Origin of the sequence: Streptomyces huiliensis (genome assembly GCF_020037025.1) — a bacterium.
Taxonomy (GTDB): Bacteria; Actinomycetota; Actinomycetes; order Streptomycetales; family Streptomycetaceae; genus Streptomyces; species Streptomyces huiliensis.
This window is the reverse complement of sequence record NZ_JAIQLH010000021.1, coordinates 30,640-50,887: the sequence shown is the minus strand read 5'-3', so window position 1 is coordinate 50,887 and position 20,248 is coordinate 30,640. Positions and strand designations below refer to the sequence as shown.

At 73.3% G+C, this 20,248-nt stretch carries 21 protein-coding genes; 12 read left to right on the top strand and 9 right to left on the bottom strand.

Annotated elements, in window-relative coordinates; translation table 11 throughout:
• Window positions 1–30: 30 nt before the first annotated feature.
• The 5 genes from JNW98_RS05195 (at window position 31) to JNW98_RS05175 (ending at window position 4,176) form a co-directional block, all read left to right on the top strand.
• Window positions 31–480 (top strand): SRPBCC family protein, encoded by a 450-nt coding sequence (locus JNW98_RS05195; protein WP_223766869.1) that lies wholly within the window; start codon window positions 31–33, stop codon window positions 478–480.
• Between the two features lie 34 nt (window positions 481–514).
• The gene (locus JNW98_RS05190) at window positions 515–1,765 is read left to right on the top strand and encodes an ArsA family ATPase (protein ID WP_223766868.1); all 1,251 of its coding nucleotides are present in this window, start codon (window positions 515–517) and stop codon (window positions 1,763–1,765) included.
• A gap of 100 nt (window positions 1,766–1,865) precedes the next feature.
• Window positions 1,866–2,342: a DUF5304 family protein gene (locus tag JNW98_RS05185; protein WP_223766867.1), complete on the top strand. Its 477-nt coding sequence runs from the start codon at window positions 1,866–1,868 to the stop codon at window positions 2,340–2,342.
• Between the two features lie 75 nt (window positions 2,343–2,417).
• On the top strand, window positions 2,418–3,359 hold the full coding sequence (locus JNW98_RS05180) for an ROK family glucokinase (protein ID WP_223766866.1): 942 nt from the start codon (window positions 2,418–2,420) through the stop codon (window positions 3,357–3,359).
• A 64-nt stretch (window positions 3,360–3,423) separates the two neighbouring features.
• Complete coding sequence (locus JNW98_RS05175) at window positions 3,424–4,176, top strand: endonuclease/exonuclease/phosphatase family protein (protein ID WP_223766865.1); 753 nt, start codon at window positions 3,424–3,426, stop codon at window positions 4,174–4,176.
• Between the two features lie 128 nt (window positions 4,177–4,304).
• Here JNW98_RS05175 and JNW98_RS05170 read toward each other — a convergent pair whose 3' ends face one another.
• The 4 genes from JNW98_RS05170 to JNW98_RS05155 form a co-directional block, all read right to left on the bottom strand.
• On the bottom strand, window positions 4,305–5,288 hold the full coding sequence (locus JNW98_RS05170; RefSeq protein WP_223766864.1) for a CU044_5270 family protein: 984 nt from the start codon (window positions 5,286–5,288) through the stop codon (window positions 4,305–4,307).
• On the bottom strand, window positions 5,281–5,898 hold the full coding sequence (locus JNW98_RS05165; RefSeq protein WP_223766863.1) for an RNA polymerase sigma factor: 618 nt from the start codon (window positions 5,896–5,898) through the stop codon (window positions 5,281–5,283). The genes JNW98_RS05170 and JNW98_RS05165 overlap by 8 nt, the downstream gene beginning before the upstream one ends.
• Window positions 5,899–6,071: 173 nt before the next feature.
• The gene (locus tag JNW98_RS05160; RefSeq protein ID WP_223766862.1) at window positions 6,072–6,623 is read right to left on the bottom strand and encodes a hypothetical protein; all 552 of its coding nucleotides are present in this window, start codon (window positions 6,621–6,623) and stop codon (window positions 6,072–6,074) included.
• Window positions 6,616–7,413, bottom strand: coding sequence for an alpha/beta hydrolase (locus JNW98_RS05155; RefSeq protein ID WP_223766861.1), 798 nt, complete (start codon window positions 7,411–7,413; stop codon window positions 6,616–6,618). Before JNW98_RS05155 ends, JNW98_RS05160 begins: the two co-directional genes overlap by 8 nt.
• Before the next feature lie 144 nt (window positions 7,414–7,557).
• On the opposite strand from JNW98_RS05155, the gene JNW98_RS05150 reads away from it, so the two are divergent.
• The 4 genes from JNW98_RS05150 to JNW98_RS05135 are packed head-to-tail and all read left to right on the top strand — an operon-like array spanning window position 7,558 to window position 11,490.
• Window positions 7,558–8,364: a lysophospholipid acyltransferase family protein gene (locus JNW98_RS05150; protein ID WP_372459164.1), complete on the top strand. Its 807-nt coding sequence runs from the start codon at window positions 7,558–7,560 to the stop codon at window positions 8,362–8,364.
• Between the two features lie 30 nt (window positions 8,365–8,394).
• Window positions 8,395–9,711, top strand: a complete 1,317-nt coding sequence (gene macS, locus JNW98_RS05145) for a MacS family sensor histidine kinase (RefSeq protein WP_223766860.1) — start codon at window positions 8,395–8,397, stop codon at window positions 9,709–9,711.
• A complete protein-coding gene (locus JNW98_RS05140; protein ID WP_223766859.1) occupies window positions 9,711–10,400 on the top strand; it encodes a response regulator in 690 nt (229 codons plus the stop codon). The genes macS and JNW98_RS05140 overlap by 1 nt, the downstream gene beginning before the upstream one ends.
• 55 nt (window positions 10,401–10,455) lie before the next feature.
• Window positions 10,456–11,490 carry a 6-phosphofructokinase gene (locus JNW98_RS05135; protein WP_223766858.1) on the top strand — a complete coding sequence of 345 codons (1,035 nt, stop codon included), beginning with the start codon at window positions 10,456–10,458 and terminating at the stop codon, window positions 11,488–11,490.
• A 225-nt stretch (window positions 11,491–11,715) separates the two neighbouring features.
• Here the strand turns inward: JNW98_RS05135 and JNW98_RS05130 are convergent, their stop codons facing one another.
• Window positions 11,716–12,339, bottom strand: coding sequence for a sulfite oxidase-like oxidoreductase (locus JNW98_RS05130; RefSeq protein WP_223766857.1), 624 nt, complete (start codon window positions 12,337–12,339; stop codon window positions 11,716–11,718).
• Window positions 12,340–12,495: 156 nt separating this feature from the next.
• Between JNW98_RS05130 and bfr the strand changes: the two genes are divergently transcribed.
• Window positions 12,496–12,987, top strand: coding sequence for a bacterioferritin (gene bfr / locus JNW98_RS05125; RefSeq protein ID WP_223766916.1), 492 nt, complete (start codon window positions 12,496–12,498; stop codon window positions 12,985–12,987).
• On the opposite strand, the gene JNW98_RS05120 is transcribed toward bfr, so the two are convergent.
• Both JNW98_RS05120 and JNW98_RS05115 read right to left on the bottom strand, forming a co-directional pair.
• Complete coding sequence (locus JNW98_RS05120; RefSeq protein ID WP_223766915.1) at window positions 12,984–13,319, bottom strand: (2Fe-2S)-binding protein; 336 nt, start codon at window positions 13,317–13,319, stop codon at window positions 12,984–12,986. The genes bfr and JNW98_RS05120 overlap by 4 nt on opposite strands.
• 148 nt (window positions 13,320–13,467) lie before the next feature.
• Entirely contained in the window at window positions 13,468–14,817 is a 1,350-nt protein-coding gene (locus JNW98_RS05115; protein WP_223766856.1) for a class II 3-deoxy-7-phosphoheptulonate synthase, read from the bottom strand.
• Window positions 14,818–14,906: 89 nt separating this feature from the next.
• Between JNW98_RS05115 and JNW98_RS36815 the strand changes: the two genes are divergently transcribed.
• Together JNW98_RS36815 and JNW98_RS05105 are read left to right on the top strand one after the other, a co-directional pair.
• Window positions 14,907–14,963, top strand: a complete 57-nt coding sequence (locus tag JNW98_RS36815) for a trp operon leader peptide (protein ID WP_223766914.1) — start codon at window positions 14,907–14,909, stop codon at window positions 14,961–14,963.
• A gap of 97 nt (window positions 14,964–15,060) precedes the next feature.
• Window positions 15,061–17,037, top strand: coding sequence for an anthranilate synthase family protein (locus tag JNW98_RS05105; protein WP_223766855.1), 1,977 nt, complete (start codon window positions 15,061–15,063; stop codon window positions 17,035–17,037).
• Between the two features lie 178 nt (window positions 17,038–17,215).
• On the opposite strand, the gene JNW98_RS05100 is transcribed toward JNW98_RS05105, so the two are convergent.
• Together JNW98_RS05100 and pknB are read right to left on the bottom strand one after the other, a co-directional pair.
• Window positions 17,216–18,079, bottom strand: coding sequence for a deoxyribonuclease IV (locus JNW98_RS05100; protein WP_223766854.1), 864 nt, complete (start codon window positions 18,077–18,079; stop codon window positions 17,216–17,218).
• Entirely contained in the window at window positions 18,079–20,040 is a 1,962-nt protein-coding gene (pknB, locus tag JNW98_RS05095; protein WP_223766853.1) for a Stk1 family PASTA domain-containing Ser/Thr kinase, read from the bottom strand. Before pknB ends, JNW98_RS05100 begins: the two co-directional genes overlap by 1 nt.
• Window positions 20,041–20,248: the final 208 nt, after the last annotated feature.

Here is a 20,248-nt window from a genome sequence, read left to right as displayed (position 1 = left end):
CGGCCGGACCGGCACGGAGGAGCCACAGCGATGGCGGAACACACCAGCTCGAGCATCACGATCGAGGCGAGCCCCGCCGAGGTCATGGCGGTGATCGCCGACTTCGACCGCTACCCGGCGTGGACGGGCGAGGTGAAGCAGGCCGAGGTGCTGGAGCGGGACGACAATGGCCGCGCCGCCAAGGTGCGCCTGGTGCTGGACGCGGGCGCGATCAAGGACGACCACACCCTCGCCTACAGCTGGCCGGACGAGCACACCGTCTCCTGGTCCCTGGTGAAGTCGGCCATGCTGCGCCAGCTCGACGGCTCGTACAGCCTGAAGCCGCTGGACGGCGGGCGCCGCACCGAGGCGACCTACCTGCTCACCGTCGACGTGAAGATCCCCATGCTCGGGATGATCAAGCGCAAGGCGGAGAAGGTCATCATCGACCGCGCCCTCGCCGGGCTGAAGCAGCGCGTCGAGACCGTCGCCGCTTCCTGACCCGTTCCCCGTTCCCGCTCTGGAGGCTCCACCCTTGCGCACGGTCCTCGTCACCGGTCCCGGAGGCGCGGGCCGTACCACCGTCGCGGCCGCCACCGCGCTGGCCGCGGCCCGCGCCGGACGGCGCGTCCTGCTGCTGACCACCGACCCCGGGCCGGTACCGGACGCCGTCCTCGGCACCCCGCTGCCGGACGGCGGCGGTGACGCGCGCCGGCCCTACACGCCGCCCGTCGAGGCCGCTCCCGGGCTGTGGGCCGCCCGGATCGCCACCGGCGAGCACTTCACTGCCCTCGCCGGCGAGCTCCAGGAGCGCGGCGCCGCCCTCTTCGACCTGCTGGGCGCCGCCCCCCTCGACCCCGAGGAGTTCACCGAGCTGCCGGGCGCCGAGCCGCTCGCCGTCCTCGCCGCCCTGCGCGCCGCGCACGGCGACAGCGTTTCCGGCGACGTTCCCGGCGACGCGTGGGACCTGCTCGTCGTCGACATGCCCCCCGGCCACGACACCGTCCGCCTGCTCGCCCTGCCCGGGCAGCTCCGCCGCTACCTGCGCCGGCTGCTGCCGCCCGAGCGGCAGGCCGCCCGCGCCCTGCGCCCGGTCCTCGCCCAGCTCGCCGGGGTGCCCATGCCCGCCCAGCGGCTGTACGAGCTCGCCGGGCGGTGGGACGCGGAACTGGCCGCCGTCCAGGACGTCCTCGACGCCGAGGACACGGCCGTCCACATGGTCGCCGAACCCGGGCCGCTGACCGCCGACGCCCTGCGGTCCGTCCGTGCGGGCCTGGCCCTGCACGGCCGCCGGATCGGCGCCCTCGTCGCCAACCGGCTGCTGCCGGACGCCGCCGACCCCTGGCTCGCCGGCCTGGCGGAGGCGCAGCGGGCCGCGCTGAAGGGGCTGCGCGAGGAGTACGGGGACGAGGGTGTGCCCGTCGTCGAGCTGCCGCACCTCGGCGCGGACGCGGTGGGCCCCGGCGGCCTCGACCGGCTGGCCGCCGTCGCCGGGACCGAGCCCGTATCCGGCCCGGTTCCGCTCCCGCTCCCCGTCGTGGAGGACCGGCTGGCCGACGAGAACCTGCTCGTCTGGCGGCTGCCGCTGCCCGGCGCCGCACGCGACCGGATCGGCCTCGTCCGGCGGGGCGACGAACTCATCGTCTCCGTCGGTCCGTTCCGCCGCGCGCTCGCCCTGCCGTCCGCCCTCCGCCGGTGCACCGTCTCCGGCGCCGGGCTCCGCGACGGCGCCCTGTGCGTCCGCTTCACCCCCGACCCGGACCTGTGGCCCCGGACGGGCTCCTGACCGCGTCCCCCCGGCACCCCTACGGGTGTGCGAAGCGCCCTGAACGGCAGGCCCTCCTTCGGGTAACGTCGAAGGAAAGAGCCTGCCCCAGGAGTCCGTCGTGAACGATGCCAACGAGCGCCCCGCCTCCCCGGCGGGCCCCGACCCCGACGCCTGGGAGGCGGCCTGCGCCGAGGACCTCGCCGAGGAGCGCGCCCGCCGGCGGGCGGAACAGGGCCAGGAGCCCGGCTCCGCCGCCGACGAGCTGCGCAGACTCGTCGAGGCCGTCGCCGACAAGGTCGCGTCCTTCCAGCTGCCGCTCGCCGGCGCCGTCGCCCAGGGCGCCGTGCAGCAGGTCGTCGAACGGGCCAAGGCCGTCGTCGAGCCCGTCATCGAACGCAACCCGGACGTCTTCGACCACCTCGCGTCCGCCGGCTCCGAGCTGATGGCCGCCTACCGGGCCGCCGTCCGCGGCCAGGAGCAGCGGTGGACGCGGGCCGCCGCCGAGGACCGCCCCGCGGAGGAGCGTCCGGCCGGGGGCCGGGACGGCGACGGCGGCGAGGGCACGGGCGGCACCGAGCGCATCGACCTGGACTGACACGTCGGCCCGGGCCGCTCCCCGGCTCCGGTACGGTTGGTCGCGGCGGGGATCGAGCGAAAAACTGAGGGACACATGGGACTCACCATCGGCGTCGACATCGGCGGCACGAAGATCGCGGCCGGAGTGGTGGACGAAGAGGGTTCGATCCTCGCGACATGCAAGGTGCCGACCCCGGACACCCCCGAAGCCGTCATCGACGCCATCGCCGACGCGATCCGTACCGTCAGCGCCGACCACGAGGTGGAGGCCGTCGGCATCGGCGCCGCCGGCTACGTGGACGACAAGCGGGCCACCGTCCTCTTCGCCCCCAACATCAACTGGCGGCACGAGGCGCTCAAGGACAAGGTCGAGCAGCGCGTCGGCCTCCCGGTCGTCGTCGAGAACGACGCCAACGCCGCCGCCTGGGGCGAGTACCGCTTCGGCGCAGGCCAGGGCCACGACGACGTCATCTGCATCACCCTGGGCACCGGCCTGGGCGGCGGCATCATCATCGGCAACAAGCTGCGCCGGGGCCGCTTCGGCGTCGCCGCCGAGTTCGGCCACATCCGGACCGTCCCCGACGGCCTGCTGTGCGGCTGCGGCAGCCAGGGCTGCTGGGAGCAGTACGCCTCCGGTCGCGCCCTGGTCCGCTACGCCCGGCAGCGCGCCCACGCCACCCCCGAGAACGCCACGGTCCTGCTGGGCCTGGGCGACGGCACCCCCGAGGGCATCGAGGGCAAGCACATCAGCCTCGCCGCCCGGCAGGGCGACCCGGTGGCCGTCGACTCCTTCCGCGAGCTGGCCCGCTGGGTCGGCGCCGGCCTCGCCGACCTGGCCTCGCTGTTCGACCCGTCGGCGTTCATCGTCGGCGGCGGCCTCTCGGACGAGGGCGACCTCGTCCTCGACCCCATCCGCAAGTCCTTCCGCCGCTGGCTCGTCGGCGGCAAGTGGCGCCCGCACGCGCAGGTGCTCGCCGCCCAGCTGGGCGGCAAGGCGGGGCTGGTGGGGGCCGCGGACCTGGCCCGCCAGGGCTGACGCGGTAGGGTCCGCAGAGCTTGATCGTGATCGTCTGAAGGACGGATCTCTCAGCGGAGGGCTCATGCTCGCGGACCTGCCGGAATCCTCGACCGAAGCGGACGCCGCCGTGGTCCGCGTGCTCAGCTACAACATCCGCTCCATGCGGGACGACGTGGGGGCGCTGGCCCGGGTGATCCGGGCCTGCGCCCCCGACGTCGTCTGCGTCCAGGAAGCCCCCCGCTTCTTCCGCTGGCGCAAGGCGGCGGCGCGGCTCGCCCGCGCTTCCGGCCTGGTGTACGTGACCGGCGGCGCCACCGCCTCCGGACCGATGATCCTCACCACCCTCCGGCCGCACGTGGAGCGCGCCGAGGACGTGCTCCTGCCGCGCACCCCCGGCCTGCACCAGCGTGGCCTCGCGACCGCCGTGCTGCGGTTCGGGCGGGCTCGGCTCGGTGTCGTCAGCTGCCATCTGAGCATGCGGGACGAGGAGCGGTACGCGCAGGGGCGGCTCGTGCTGGAGCACGTCGCCCGGCTTGGCGTGCCGCATGCCGTTGTCGCCGGAGACCTCAACGACCGGCCCTACGGGCGGACGTTCAAGCTGCTGGCGGGGGAGTTGCAGGAGGGGTGGGGCGTGAAGCCTTGGGGGGCGGAGGAGTCGGCTTCCCTCTGGGATCCTTCGGAGCGGATTGACGCGGTGTTCGCTTCGGGTGGGGTTGAGATTTTGGGGTGCGGGGTGCCGGTGGGGTTGCCGGGGGTGAGCGAGGCTGATCTCTTGGCGGCCACGGATCATCTGCCGGTGCTGGCGGCTGTGCGGGTGCCGGCGGAGCCGGCGTAAGGGGGCCCCTGTCCCTCCCCCAGAGGGGGCACCCCCATTCACCGTTTCTTGCGGGGGCGGGCCCCCGCACCCCCGAACCCGCGCTCCGCGCGGTTGTCCTCAGAGGGACCGGGGCGCGCCCACCCCCGTCAAGGCCGCCGCTTCGCCTCGTCCGTCACCCCGTACGTCTCCAAGTACGACCCCACCACACACCGCTGCCCCTCCCACTCCTGGCAGCGCCCCAGGTACTCGTACGTCTTCTCGTCGAAGACGAAGGTCTCCGGCTTGGCCTCGGACCCGCGCGGGCTCAGCGGGAAGAACACCCCCACGCCGGGGCGGCCGCGGAGGTCCTGGACACCGCGCGTCGCCTTGACCCCGGGGATCCGGGACATGGCCCTGTAGACGGCGGGCTTGAGCCCCTCGGGCATGACCGGGACGTGCCACATCAGGCTGGCGAAGCCGTGGAAGAGCCCGGCCCACTCCTCCCTGTCGAGATCCTTCGGCCCCTTCTCGGCGCTGGACGTGTAGTGGTTGATCTGCTTGATCAGCCGGTCGGGGTCGGTGGGGTACGTCCGGAGTTCGGCCCAGTCCGACGTCGGCCACAGGGTGTTGTCCTTCGGCAGGACCCCGGACCACCACCCCTTGCCCTGTTCGGAGATCCACGAGTCCGAGCGGTGCGGATCGACGGCGTACCAGTTCTCGTCCACGTACCGTTCGCGGGACCCCTCCTTGACGCCCACGGTCCGGGTGTAGACGAACTGGTCACCGCGCGGCGCGAACCGCGGGCCGTTCCGGCGCTCCCGGGCGGCCGCCCGGTCGAGCACGGTGACCGCGCTGACGTAGTCCATCCGCTCGGGAACCGGCGCCCCGGGCGGCCGCCCCTCCTCGTCCGTCGTCACCAGCAGCGTCGCCGTGACCGCCGCCGCCACCGCGCCCGCCAGGGCGATCCGGGGGACGAGCCGGCCGCGGCGCGGCAGGCGGGCGGGTCGTGACGGGCGTTCGCTCATCGTGGCGAAGAGGCGGACGCGCGCGCGGTGCCGGGCCTCGTCGGTGAGGGGGCGCGCGCCCGCGTTCCAGGCGCGCAGTGCGTGGAGTTCGGGGAGTTCGTGGAGCTCGGGGTCGACGTCACGCATGGGTCTCCGCCTCTCGGAAAGCTGTGGGGTCGATACCGCCCAGCGCCGCGCGCAGGGTCTTCCGGGCCCGGTGCAGCCGCGACCGGACCGTCCCGACGGGGATGTCCAGGGCCCGCGCGGCCTCCTCGTAGCCGAGGTCGCCCCAGGCCACCAGCAGCAGCACGTCGCGGTGCCGGGGCGAGAGCCGGGCCAGGGCGGCGGCCAGTTCCCGGCGGACGCCCTGGGCGCCGGCGCGGGCCACGGCCCGGTCGGCGGGGCCCTCGTCGTGGCCGGCGTCGGCCGGGAGCGAGGCGAGCGCCTTGAAGCGACGGGCCTCGGAACGGCGGTGCCGGTGGATGAGGTTGGTGGCGATGCCGAACAGCCACGGCCGGGCGCTGTCCTGCCCGGTGTCGTAGCGGTGGCGCAGCCGGAAGGCGGTGGTGAAGGTCTCCGCCATGACGTCCTCCGCCGCCACCGTGCCCAGCCGGCGGGCCGCGTAGCGGTGCACGGAGTCGGCGTGGCGGTCGAAGAGCGCGGCGAATGCCTCGGGGTCGTCCAGGGATCGTGCGATCACCGAGGCGTCGGAATCCTCCTTCGGTGGTGAGCTTCTGACGCCTGGTACGGCGGTCATGGGGCTCCTCTCGTCCGTGCGGGCGCCGTGTGAAGGGCTGGGCTCTCACCCCTCCTTCACCGCTCGCCGGATCCCGGTTCCCTCCCGGACCCCTCCCGGCCCCCTCCTGGTCCCCGGACGCGGAAGAGCCCGTCCGGATGGGGTCCGGACGGGCTCCGCGTGCGAGAAGAGGGTCAGACGACCGCGCCGCGCCCCGGGTCGTCGTCGTCCTCGTCGCCGTCCCGCATCCGCAGGACGAGCGTGGCGAAGCCGCCGAGGAAGCCGCCGATGCCCAGGGTGGTGATCCACCAGGTCAGTTCCTGGCGCAGCAGCACCATGACGAGCAGGAGCAGCGGGCCGCCGAGGACGGCGATCCAGGCGAAGCGGGAGGTGACGTCGCCGGTGGGCAGGGGCGGGGGCTCGGGCGGGACGAAGTGGCCCTCGTCGTCGTCCGGGCCGTCGGTCTTGGAGTCGTCTGGCGCGGTGGGGGTGGCCCAGTCGCGGGGGCCGACGCCGGGGGCGTAGACGATGAAGCCGCCCGGGCGGTCGGACGGCGTCGCGGGAGCGGCCGGTGCGGGGGGCGGCTCCGCCGCCGTGGGGCGTTCGTCGTCGCCCGTCGCGGGCCAGCGGCCCTTCTCCGGGTCGGGCTGCTCGCCGTAGGCCGCGACGAGCTCCGCCCAGGCGGCGTCCTCGTCCAGCGGGTCGCGGCTGTCGTCGCGGTCGTGGCCCGCGTCGCGCTCAGCCACGGGAGGCCGTCCCCTTGGCGGAGTTCCCCTGCGCGGTGGTGCCCTGCCGGGTGAGCCGGGTGATGAACGCGTGCGTGTCCTCGAAGATCGCGGGGGCGTCGTGGTCCAGGGTGGCCACGTGGTAACTGCGCTCCAGCAGCCGTTCCGTGACGTCCCGGGAGGAGACCCGGGCCAGGATGCGGGCGGAGTCGGCCGGCGGGACGACGTGGTCCTCCGGACTGTGCATCAGCAGCAACGGCTGTGTCACCTGGGGCAGTTCGCGGTCCACGAGCTGGAGGAAGCGGTGGAAGGAGTAGGCGGCGTGCAGCGGGACCCGGTCGTATCCGACCTCATGGCAGCCGGGCTTGGCGATGTCGCTGGCGATGCCGGCGGTCGTGGGCACGAGGTGGCGCAGCAGCGGCAGCGCCTTGACGCCGAGGCCGTGCACCTTGTTGGCCGGGTTGACGAGGGCGAGGCCGGCAACCGCGTCCCCGTGCCGGGCAGCGAGCCGCAGGGCCAGCGCGCCGCCCATGGACAGCCCGCAGACGAAGACCCGCGCACAGCGCTCGCGCAGGGCCCACAGTTCGCGGTCGACCTCGGCGTACCAGTCCTGCCAGCCGGTGATCTGCATGTCCTGCCAGCGGGTGCCGTGCCCCGGCAGCAGGGGGAGCGAGACGGTGAGGCCGCGCTCGGCGAGGTCGTCGGCCCAGGGCCGTACGGACTGCGGGGAACCGGTGAAGCCGTGGCAGACGAGCACGCCGACCTCTCCGCCGTCGTGGCGGAACGGCTCGGCGCCGGGGAGGAGCGGCACCGGGATCTCCGATCGATGGAGCGTGACCGCGGGCACGACGCGCGGCGGTCGCGGAAGGACAGGGGCTGTCCCTCAGCCTACGCGGAGCGCCGCATCGCGGGTAGGCGGGTTAAGGTCTCCTCGTCACACACAGGAGGTTCTCGGTTGTTCTACGGCGCTATGAAGCTGTCCATCGGCGGGTCGCTGAAGCTTGCCTTCCGGCCCTGGGTGGAGGGTTTGGAGAACGTGCCCGCCGAGGGGCCCGCGATCCTCGCGAGCAACCACCTGTCGTTCTCGGACTCCTTCTTCCTCCCCGCGGTCCTGGACCGGAAGATCACGTTCATCGCGAAGCAGGAGTACTTCACCTCCCCCGGGGTCAAGGGGAAGCTGACGGCCGCCTTCTTCAAGGGCGTCGGCCAGCTCCCGGTGGACCGCTCCGGCGCCCGCGGCGCGGGCGAGGCGGCCATCAAGAGTGGCATCGAGGTGCTGGAGCGCGGTGAGCTCTTCGGCATCTACCCCGAGGGCACCCGGTCCCCCGACGGCCGCCTCTACCGCGGCAAGCCGGGCGGCCTGGCCCGGGTGGCGCTGGCCACCGGGGCTCCCGTGCTGCCCGTCGCGATGATCGACACCGAGAAGATCCAGCCGCCCGGCAAGGTGATGCCCAAGCTGATGCGGCCCGGCATCCGGATCGGCAAGCCGCTGGACTTCAGCCGCTACCACGGCATGGACGGCGACCGCTTCATCCTCCGCTCGGTGACCGACGAGGTCATGTACGAGATCATGAAGCTCTCCGGCCAGGAGTACGTGGACATCTACGCCACGGCCGCGAAGCGGCAGATCGCCGAGGCCGCGAAGAAGAAGGCCGAGGAGGAGAAGCGGAAGGCCGAGGAGGAGAAGGAGGCCGAGAAGGCCGCCAAGGCCGCCGGTCTCGACCAGCCGGCGGAGCAGCACAAGCGACGCCGCGGCGAGTAGCGGGGGCCGGAAGAGGGAGAGCGGGCGGGGATGGCGGGCGGCGGCGGTACGGGGCGTTCGGGCGGCCGGGTACGCATGTCGGTGGAGCTGCCGCTGTGGCGGGCGCTCACCGGCTACCGGATCGTCACCCTCTGCTACGCACTCGTCCTCTTCGTTCCGGCGTACCACGAATACGCCCACCCGCTCGGTGCCGCGCTCTACATGGGCGTACTCACCCTGTGGACGCTGGGCACCTGGAACCGCGTCTCCTCCGCCGAACGCTGCACCGGCCGCTTCCTCGTCGCCGACCTCGTCGTCGCGCTCGGCGGCATCCTGCTCACCGGCGTGCTGGACACCCGCTTCCGCATCGAGGACGGCGCCGCCACCCTCCCGTCCGTCTGGACCGCCGGCGCGGTCCTCGGCTGCGCCATCAAGGGCGGCTGGCGGTGGGCGGCCGGCGCCGCCACCCTCGTCGCCCTCGCCAACGCCGTCGAACGCGAGGGACTGCCCCGCGACACCCTCCACGACGTCCTGCTCGTCTGGGTCGCCAGCATCGCCATCGGCTACGTCGTCGAGGTCGCCCGCGTCAGCGAGCGCACCCTCGCCCGGGCCCTGCAGATCGAGGCGGCCAACCGGGAGCGCGAGCGGCTGGCCCGGGACATCCACGACAGCGTCCTCCAGGTGCTGGCCATGGTCCAGCGCCGCGGCGCCGCCCTCGGCGGCGAGGCCGCCGAACTGGGCCGGATGGCCGGAGAGCAGGAGATCGCCCTGCGTACCCTGGTCGCCGGCGGCCTGGTACCGCCGCGGCGGTCGCAGTGGGCCGCAGGGGCCTTGGGGGCCTTGGGGGCCTTGGGGGCCTTGGGGGCCTTGGGGGCCTTGGGGGCCTTGGGGGCCTTGGGGGACCGGCCCGCCGACGCCCCGGCCGAACCCCTGCCCGTCCCCGCCGCCCGCCCGCCCGAGGGCCCCTGCGACCTGCGGGCCCTCCTCGCCCCCTACGCCGGCCACGCGGTGACCTTCTCCGCGCCCGGCACCCCCGTCCTGCTGGAGGCCGCCGCCGCGGCCGAGCTCGCCGCGGCCGTCGGCGCCGCCCTGGACAACGTCGAACGGCACGCGGGCGAGGACGCCCGGGCCTGGATCCTCGTCGAGGACGAACCCGACCAGGTGATCGTCAGCGTGCGCGACGACGGACCCGGCATCCCCGAGGGCCGGCTCGCCGACGCGGAACGCGAGGGGCGCATGGGCGTCGCCCTCTCCATCCGCGGCCGCCTCCGCGACCTCGGCGGCACGGCGGAGCTGGTCTCCGTGCCCGGCCAGGGCACCGAGGTCGAACTGACAGTCCCCCGGACCCTGCGAAAGAGTGAGGTGTGATGACGGTCGCCGCGGAACAGGCCGTGAAGGTGATGGTGGTCGACGACCATCCGATGTGGCGCGACGCCGTCGCCCGCGACCTCGCCGCCGCCGGCTTCGACGTGGTCGCCACCGCGGGCGACGGCCCCCAGGCCGTCCGCCGCGCCCGCGCCGCCGCCCCCGACGTGCTCGTCCTCGACCTCAACCTGCCCGGGCTGCCCGGCGTCGCCGTCTGCAAGGAACTCGTCGGCGAGAACCCCGCGCTGCGCGTCCTCGTCCTCTCCGCGAGCGGCGAGCACGCCGACGTCCTGGAGGCCGTGAAGTCCGGCGCCACCGGCTACCTGGTCAAGTCCGCCAGCACGGAGGAGCTCCTCGCCGCCGTCCGCAGCACCGCCGCCGGCGACCCCGTCTTCACCCCCGGACTGGCCGGGCTCGTCCTCGGCGAGTACCGGCGCCTCGCCGCCGAACCCGCCCCCGCCGCGCTCCCCTCGGGACCCTCCGCGCCGGAGGCGCCCCGGCTCACGGACCGCGAGACCCAGGTGCTCCGGCTCGTCGCCAAGGGCCTGTCCTACAAGCAGATCGCCGAACGGCTGGTTATTTCCCACCGGACGGTGCAGAACCATGTGCAGAACACCTTGGGCAAGCTCCAGCTGCACAACCGGGTGGAGCTCGTCCGCTACGCCATAGAGCGAGGTCTCGACGACGCCTGAGCCGCCGGTCTCCCGCGGCCGGGCGGTCGTCCCGGCTGGAGGGAAGGTGTGCGTCATGCGCGTCGGAGTGCTGACCGGCGGGGGCGACTGCCCCGGGCTCAACGCGGTCATCCGGGCCGTCGTCCGCAAGGGCGTCCAGGACCACCAGTACGAGTTCACCGGCTTCAGGGACGGCTGGCGCGGGCCGCTCACCGGCGCCGCCGTCCCGCTCGACATCCCGGCCGTCCGCGGCATCCTGCCGCGCGGCGGCACCGTCCTCGGCTCCTCGCGCACCAACCCCTTCAAGGAGCGCGACGGGGTCCGCAGGATCCGCGAGAACCTGGCCGGCCTCGGCGTCGACGCCCTCGTCGCCATCGGCGGCGAGGACACCCTCGGCGTCGCCGCCCGGCTCTGGGAGCAGCACGGCATCCCGTGCGTCGGCGTCCCCAAGACCATCGACAACGACCTCTCCGCCACCGACTACACCTTCGGCTTCGACACCGCCGTCAACATCGCCACCGAGGCCATCGACCGGCTGCACACCACCGCCGAGTCCCACATGCGCGTGCTCGTCGTCGAGGTCATGGGCCGGCACGCGGGCTGGATCGCCCTCCACTCCGGCCTCGCCGGCGGTGCCAACGTCATCCTCATCCCGGAGCAGCGGTTCGACCTGGACGAGGTGTGCGGGTGGGTCACGTCGCGGTTCCGGGCCAGTTACGCGCCGATCGTGGTGGTCGCGGAGGGGGCGATGCCGGTCGACGGGGAGCTCGTTCTGAAGGACGCCTCCGGCGGGCTCGACGCTTTTGGGCACGTCCGGCTGTCGGGGGTCGGCGAGTGGCTCGCCAAGGAGATCGAGCGGCGGACCGGGAAGGAGGCTCGGACGACCGTGCTGGGGCATATCCAGCGGGGTGGGACGCCGAGTGCTTTTGACCGGTGGCTGGCGACGCGGTTTGGGCTGCATGCGATTGCCGCGGTGCGGGAGGGGGCGTTCGGGCGGATGGTGGCTCTTCGGGGGACGGAGATCGTGCGGGTGCCTTTGTCCGAGGCGACGGCTTGTTTGAAGACGGTTTCCGCTGAGCGGTATGAGGAGGTGAAGGTGCTCTTCGGCTGACGCCGGGGGGTTGCCCCGGTCCCGCCCTTTCACCGTTTCTTGCGGGGGCCAGCCCCCGCACCCCCGAAGCGCCCTGCGGGCGCTGTCCTCAAACGCCGGACGGGCTAAATCCAGCCCGTCCGGCGTTTGAGGACAACCGCGCGGAGCGCGGTTTCGGGGTCTGGGGCGTCAGCCCCAGGAATCGGCGAAGGGGTGGGACCGGGGCACAGCCCCCGCAGGGGGCCCCTAAAGCTCAGGGCCGTCCCCCGGTACCTCCTGGTACGAATACCGCTGCTCCCGCCACGGATCCCCGATGTTGTGGTACCCGCGCTCCTCCCAGAACCCCCGCCGGTCCGCGGTCATGTACTCCACGCCGCGCACCCACTTCGGGCCCTTCCAGGCGTACAGGTGCGGCACCGCGAGCCGGACCGGGAAGCCGTGTTCGGCGGTGAGGAGTTCGCCGTCCTTGTGGGTGGCGAAGATCGAGCGGTCGGAGGCGAAGTCGGAGAGGCGGAGGTTGGAGCTGTAGCCGTACTCGGCCCAGACCATGACGTGGGTGACGTCCGGGGCGGGCGGGGCCAGTTCGAGGATGGTGCGGGTGGCGACGCCGCCCCATTCGGCGTCGAGGACGCTGTACTTGGTGACGCAGTGCAAGTCGGCGACCACCGTGGTGTGCGGCAGGGCCGAGAACTCCTCATGCGTCCAGCAGCGCTTGTCGCCGTCGGCGGTCGCGCCGAAGACGCGGAACTCCCACCGGTCCGGCCGGAACCTCGGCACGGGCCCGTAGTGGGTCACCGGCCAGCCACGCTGGAGACGCTGCCCCGGAGGCAGCTGGAGATGCTCCCCTTCGCGGCTTTCCGACTGACCCATGCCTCCATGGTGTCAGACACCGGCGGATGCCGATGACCGGGGGCCACCGCTCTGTCCGGACAACTCCCACTAAGTGTGCACTTACTGGACGGCCCGGGAGGCCGGTGCGAGGATGCGCGCATCCTGCCGGTCATGAGCTTGGAAGGAGCCCGCGCGATGCAGGGCGACCCGGAGATCATCGAATTCCTCAACGAACAGCTGACGGGTGAGCTGACCGCCATCAACCAGTACTTCCTGCACGCGAAGATGCAGGAGCATCACGGCTGGACCAAGATCGCGGAGCACACGCGGGCCGAGTCGTTCGACGAGATGCGGCACGCCGAGGTCCTCACGGACCGGATCATCTTCCTGGAGGGGCTGCCGAACTACCAGCGGCTGTTCCACGTCCGCGTCGGCCAGACGATCACGGAGATGTTCCAGGCCGACCGGCAGGTCGAGGTGGAGGCCATCGACCGCCTCCGGCGCGGGGTGGAGGTGATGCGCGCCAAGGGCGACATCACCTCGGCCAACATCTTCGAGTCGATCCTCGCCGACGAGGAGGACCACATCGACTACCTCGACACCCAGCTGGAGCTGATCGAGAAGCTGGGCGAGCCGCTGTACCTGGCGCAGTTCATCGAGCAGTCGAACGGCGAGGCGTCGCACTAGGCCGCGCGGACGATCCCGTCCACGGGCGGTGTCACGGGCGGGACGGGCGGAGCGGACGGGACCTGCGGTATGGACGGGACCTGCGGTATGGACGCCGTGGCCGTCGCCGGGCCGTTCGCCTCGGCCGCCAGCGGGTCCCGGGAGCCCTGGTCCACCAGCTCCCGCCGCGGGCAGGCGCCCCGCCCCAGCAGGGCCTGGACGCGGCGTACGCAGCTGCCGCAGTCCGTGCCGGCCTTGGTCGCGGACGCGATCTGCCGGGGCGTGCACGCACCGTTCTCCGCGTGCTCACGCACCTGCTGCTCCGTGATCCCGAAGCACGAGCAGACGTACACGCGGTCACCGCCTCGCCGGAAGGAGAAGATCAAAAAGGTAGGTAACCCTTACCTTACCTTTCCCGCTCCGGCGGCGACAACGCGCGGTAGCACGGAGGGGCGCGGATCACAGATCCGCGCCCCTCGCGTATGCCGGCTCAGCGGCCGGTCACTGGTCCCGGTACATCTCCGCGACCAGGAAGGCCAGGTCCAGCGACTGGCTGCGGTTGAGCCGCGGGTCGCAGGCCGTCTCGTACCGCTGGTGGAGGTCGTCCACGAAGATCTCGTCGCCGCCGCCCACGCACTCGGTGACGTCGTCGCCGGTCAGCTCGACGTGGATGCCGCCCGGGTGGGTGCCCAGCGCCTTGTGGACCTCGAAGAAGCCCTTGACCTCGTCCAGCACGTCGTCGAAGCGGCGGGTCTTGTGGCCCGAGGCCGCCTCGAAGGTGTTGCCGTGCATCGGGTCGGAGACCCACACCACCTGGGCGCCGGACGCCGTGACCTTCTCCACCAGGGTGGGCAGCTTGTCGCGGATCTTGTCCGCGCCCATCCGGGTGATGAACGTCAGCCGGCCCGGCTCGCGCTCCGGGTCCAGCCGCTCGATGAGGGTCAGCGCCTCCTCGGGCGTGGTCGTCGGACCCAGCTTCACGCCGATCGGGTTGCGGATCTTCGACGCGAACTCGATGTGCGCCCCGTCCAGCTGCCGGGTGCGCTCGCCGATCCACACCATGTGGCCCGACACGTCGTACAGCCGGCCGGTCCGCGAGTCGACACGGGTCAGCGCCGACTCGTAGTCCAGGATCAGCGCCTCGTGCGAGGCGTAGAACTCGACCGTCCTGAACTCCTCCGGGTCCACCCCGCAGGCGTTCATGAAGTTCATCGCACGGTCGATCTCCCGCGCCAGCTGCTCGTAGCGCTGGCCGGACGGCGAGGAGCGGACGAAGTCCTGGTTCCAGGCGTGCACCTGGCGCAGATCCGCGTAGCCGCCCGTGGTGAAGGCGCGCACCAGGTTCAGCGTGGACGCCGACGCCTGGTACATCCGCTTCAGCCGCTGCGGGTCCGGGGTCCGGGCCTCGGGCGTGAAGGCGAAGCCGTTGACCGAGTCGCCCCGGTAGGTCGGCAGGGTCACGCCGTCCCGGGTCTCGGTCGGCTTCGAACGCGGCTTGCTGTACTGGCCGGCGATCCGGCCGACCTTGACGACCGGCACGGAACCGGCGTAGGTGAGCACCGCACCCATCTGGAGCAGCGTCTTGAGCTTGTTGCGGATCTGGTCCGCGCCGACCGCGTCGAACGCCTCGGCGCAGTCGCCGCCCTGGAGCAGGAACGCCTCGCCCCGGGCCACCGCGGCCAGACGCTGACGCAGCTGGTCGCACTCACCGGCGAAGACGAGAGGCGGATAGGACTCGAGCTCGGCGATCACATCGCGCAGAGCCTCGGAGTCCGGCCAGTCAGGCTGCTGCGCCGCGGGCAGGGAGCGCCAGGTGTTGCCACCGGCGTGGATTTCAGCGTTCACGGTCACGCTCCCCACATTACGGGGTGCGGACGCCCATCCATCCTGCGGACCGGACTCTGAGACGAAGTTCTCCGCCATCCGGTAAGGTGCGCGGCATGTACGCACACAGCAACCAGAACTGGTGGTGGACCGCTCATCCGGCGGCCCACTGACTGCGCGTACCCACACCGACGCGAGGCCGCCCGAGGGGCGGCCTTCGGCGTTTCCGGGCCCGGGCCGTTCCTCTCCCCACCGGAAGGAACCCGTCCAGTGCACGACACGACCGCGACTCTCTTGACCCGGCTCACCGCCCCGGGCCACCCGCCGTTCGCCCTGCTCCACCGCCGCACCCCCGGCCTGGCCGGGGACACCGTCGAGCTGCTCACCGGCCCGGTCGCCGAAGCCGAGCGGCTCGCGGACATCGCGCTGCCCGACGGCCCGCCCGCCCCGGGCGGCCCGGCGCACGACGCGCTGGCCCTCGTCCCGTTCCGGCAGCTGCGCGAGCGCGGCTTCGAGGTGCGGGACGACGGGACGCCGCTGCTCGTCCTGCGCCCCGAGGAGACGTACGAGCTGCCGCTCGCCGACGTCCTCGCCGCGCTCCCCGCGCACGAGGTGCGGGTGGAGGGCGGCGCGTTCGACGTGGGCGACGAGGAGTACGCGCGGATCGTCGAGCGGGTCGTGCGGGACGAGATCGGCACGGGGGAGGGGGCGGACTTCGTGGTCCGCCGCACCTTCGAGGGGGAGATCCACGGGTTCTGCGCGGCCGACGCGCTGGCCCTCTTCCGGCGGCTGCTGTCCGGCGAGCGCGGCGCGTACTGGACGTATGTCGTGCACACCGGCGACCGGACGCTGGTCGGGGCGAGCCCCGAGGTCCATGTGCGGATGTCCGGCGGCACGGTGGTGATGAACCCGATCAGCGGCACCTACCGCTACCCGGCCGAGGGGCCCTCCGCCGAGGGGCTGCTCGCCTTCCTCCACGACCGCAAGGAGGTGGAGGAGCTGTCCATGGTCGTGGACGAGGAGCTGAAGATGATGTGCACCGTCGGCGACCGGGGCGGCGTGGTCATCGGCCCGCGGCTGCGCGAGATGGCCCACCTCGCGCACACCGAGTACGAACTGCGGGGACGGTCGTCGCTGGACGTGCGGGAGGTACTGAAGGAGACGATGTTCGCGGCGACGGTCACCGGCTCGCCGGTCGAGAACGCCTGCCGGGTCATCCGCCGCCACGAGGCCGACGGGCGCGGCTACTACGCGGGCGCCCTCGCCCTCATCGGCCGCGACGCGGGCGGCGCCCGGACCCTGGACTCCCCCATCCTCATCCGCACCGCCGACATCGACCGGCGCGGCCGGCTGCGGCTCTCCGTCGGCGCCACCCTCGTCCGGCACTCCGACCCGCGCGGCGAGGTGGCAGAGACGCACGCGAAGGCGGCGGCCGTGCTGGCGGCGCTCGGCGTCCGGCCGGGTGGCGGGCGCCCGGCCGCGGGCGTTTCCGCCGGGCTCGCCGACGATCCGCGGGTGCGGGCCGCGCTGGACGCTCGGCGGGCGGATCTGGCGCCGTTCTGGCTGCGGATGCAGGATCCGGTGCCCGGGGCCGGGTCCGGTGCTGCGTCCGGGCACGCGCTCGTCGTCGACGCCGAGGACACGTTCACGGCCATGCTCGGCCATCTGCTGCGGGCCTCGGGGTTCGACGTCACCGTCCGGCGCTTCGACGAGCCCGGCCTGCGCGAGGCGGCCCTCGCCCACGAGGGCCCGGTCGTCCTGGGGCCCGGCCCCGGCGATCCGTCCGCCGCCGGCGACCCCCGCATGCGGCTGCTGCGCGGGCTGACCGCCGATCTCCTCGCCGGGCATCGGCACGGGCTCCTCGGGGTCTGCCTCGGGCACGAACTCATCGCGGCTGAGCTGGGGTTGGAGATCGTCCGGAAGGCGGTGCCTTTTCAGGGGGCGCAGGAGCGGATCGACTTCTTCGGGCGGTCCGAGACGGTCGGGTTCTACAACACGTTCACCGCGCGGTGTGATGCGGCGGTGGCGGGGGAGCTCGGGGCGCACGGGGTGGAGGTCGCGGTGGATCCGGTGACGCGCGAGGTCCACGCTCTGCGCGGGCCCGGGTTCGCCGGGGTGCAGTTTCATCCGGAGTCGGTGCTGACGTTGGACGGGGTGGGGGTGGTGGGGCGGCTGCTGGCCGCGGTGGGGGTGCCCCGGCCCCACCCCTTCGCCGATTCCTGGGGGCTGCGCCCCCAGACCCCCTGATCGCGGCTTCGCCGCTCGTCCTCAAACGCCGGACGGGCTGGATAGTGCCGCCTCGGGCGCGCACTTCAGCCTGTCCGGCGTTTGAGGACAACCGCGCGAAGCGCGGTTTCAGGGGTGCGGGGGCTTGCCCCCGCAAGAAACGGTGAAAGGGCGGGGCTGGGGCAAACTCCCGCGGGGCTCAGCCCCGCAACCCCTTCAGCCGCGCCACATCCGCCGCATGCCCCGCCACGCCACCAGGCGTTTCAATCGTCAGCGGGACGCCCTCCGTCTCCGGGTGGACGAACAGATCCGCGAAGGGGGCGGCCCCGATATGCCCCGAGCCGATGTTCTCGTGCCGGTCCTTGTGCGCCCCCGCCACATCCTTCGAGTCATTCGCATGGATGAGCCCGAGCCGCCCCGGCCCGACCACGGCGACGAGCTCGTCGAGAGCCGCCTTCATCCCGCCGGGAGCGGCGAGATCATGGCCGGCCGCGAACAAGTGGCACGTGTCGAGGCAGACACCGAGCTTCGGGTGGTGACCGAGGACGTCGAAGTAGGGGCCCAGGTCGGCGATCCAGGAGCAGAGGGACGCGCCCTGGCCGGCCGTCGGCTCCAGGAGGAGGCGGGGGTCGTCGTCGTGGGTCAGTTCGTCGAGGAGGGGGAGCAGGCGCTCGCCCACCTGGGCGAGGGCCTCGGCGCGCGGGCGGCCGCCGGTGGCGGAGCCGGTGTGGACGACGACGCCGCGGGCGCCGATCTGCCGGCCCCGGTGGAGGGAGTGGCGGAGGGAGTCCACGGAGCGTTCGGCGGTCGCCTCGGTGTGGGAGCCGAAGTTGATCAGGTAGGGCGCGTGGACGTACACCGGCAGCCCGGCCGCCGCGCAGCCCGCGCGGAACTCCTCGTCCTGCCGCGGGCTGCCGGGCGGCGTCGCCCAGCCGCGCGGGTTGGCGACGAAGACCTGCACGGCCTCGGCGCCGATCTCCCGCGCGTAGGGCAGGCCGGTGCGGGCGAGGCCGCCGGCCACGGGGATGTGGCCGCCGACGGGGTTGCGGGGTATGCCCGCCATCACAGTGCTCCCTTGAGGCGGATGGTGATCGTGTCGCCGCGGGCGGCCTTGTCGCCGGCCCGGACCGACTGGCTGTCCACGGAGTCGCGGGGGAAGAAGAACGGCCGGTCCACCCGGACCTGGAAGCCGGCGGCGGTCAGGATCCGCTTGGCGTCGGCCTCGTTCTTGCCGGTGACGTCGGGGACGGTGAGCATCTCCTTGCCCTTGGACAGGGTGACGGTCACGGTGTCGCCCTTGGCCGCCTGCACGCCCCGGGCCGGTGACTGCTCGGCGACGTCGCCCTTCTCCCGGTCGGAGTACACCTGCGCGTCGGAGACCTTGATCCGCAGGCCGGCGTCGCTCAGCACGGACTCGGCGTCGTCCGGCAGGAGACCGGACACGTCCGGCACGTCCACCGGCTCGCCCTTGCTGACCACCAGGGACACCGGGGAGTCGGGGCGCCGCTCGTCGCCGCCCCGGGGGTCGCTGGAGAGGACCTCGCCCTGCGGGGTCTCGTCGCTGAACTGCGTCCGGACGTCGCCGACCGTCAGACCCGCCTGGGCGATCCGTTTCTTCGCCTCGTCCAGCCGCATGCCCACGACGTTGGGCACCTCGGCCCGCTCCGGGCCGCGGGAGACGACGACGGTCACCCGGCCGGTGTTCCGGATGCGCTCGCCGGGCTTGGGGTCGGTGGACATCACGTGGCCGCGCTCGACGGTGTCGCTGAACTCGGGGCGGATCCGCGTCTTGAGGCCGGACTTCTCCAGCTTCTTCTCGGCCTGCGCCTGGGTGAGGTCCAGCACGGCCGGGACGGAGGTGAACTGGCCGGCGTTGATGTACCAGACGCCCGTGCCGGCCAGCAGGGCCAGCAGCACGCCGGCCACCACCAGCACCGCGCGCCGCGGCCGGCGCCGCAGGGCGGCGAACCGCCGCGGCGGAGCCGGGGGAGCGGGCGGCGGCGGGGGCTCGGGCGGGCCGTCGAACCGCGCCGTCATGTCCATCGGGTCCGGTACGGGGGCCTCCGCCGGGGTCACCGGCCGTACGGTGACCGGGCGCGGCAGGACGCTCGTCGGGTCCTCGTCGCCGGCCGGGGCCGCCCCGCCGGCCAGCGGCGGCCGGGCGTCCAACTGCTCGCGGGACAGCGTCGCGCGGGCCGCCCGGACCAGGCCCAGCATGCCGACGGCGTCCGACGGGCGCAGCTCCGGGTCGCGGGCGGTGGCCACGGTCACCAGGTCGTCGAGCTCCGGGGCCAGCCCCGGGACCTCCTGCGACGGCGCGGGCACGTCCCGGTGCAGGTGCTGGTAGAGGATCTGGGCGGGGCTGGCGCCGCTGTGCGGCTTGACGCCGGTGAGCATCTCGTAGAGGACGACCCCGCAGGCGTAGACGTCGGTGCGGGTGTCCGCGGTGCCGTGCTCGATCTGCTCGGGCGCGAGGTACGAGACGGTGCCCAGGATGGAACCGGTGTTCGTGGCGCTGCTGGTGCCCACGGTGCGGGCGAGGCCGAAGTCGGCGACCTTGACCCGGCCGTCGTCGCCGATCAGCACGTTCTCCGGCTTCATGTCGCGGTGCACCAGGCCCGCGCGGTGGGCGGCGCCCAGCGCGGCCAGCACCGGCTCCGCGATGTCCAGCGCCGCCCGCGGCTGGAGCGCGCCCCGCTCGCGCAGCACGTCCCGCAGCGTGCAGCCGGCCACGTACTCCATCGCGAGGTAGACGTACCCGCGGTCCGTCCCCTGGTCGTAGACGCCGACCACGTTCGGGTGGTCCAGGCGCGCCGCCGACTTGGCCTCCCGGATGAAGCGTTCGACGAAGACCGTGTCCGCGGCGAGGGACGGGTGCATCACCTTGACGGCGACCACCCGGTCGAGCCGGGTGTCCAGGGCCCGGTAGACCGTGGCCATGCCGCCTGCGGCTACCCGCGCCTGAATGCGGTAGCGGCCGTCGAGCAGCTGGTCGACGAGGGGGTCCGGCAGGGTCGTATCCACGGTTGACGAGTCTACGAGTGATCGGTGGTCGGCTGTGCTTTCGTGGGGCCGTCCGGAGCTACGGGTGCGGAACGGTGACATTGGGGTTGCCCCTGGCCCGCCCCTTCGCCGTTTCCTGGGGCTGCGCCCCAGACCCCGCTTGTCGCGGCTCCGCCGCTCGTCCTCAAACGCCGGACGGGCTGGATGAACAGCCCGTCCGGCGTTTGAG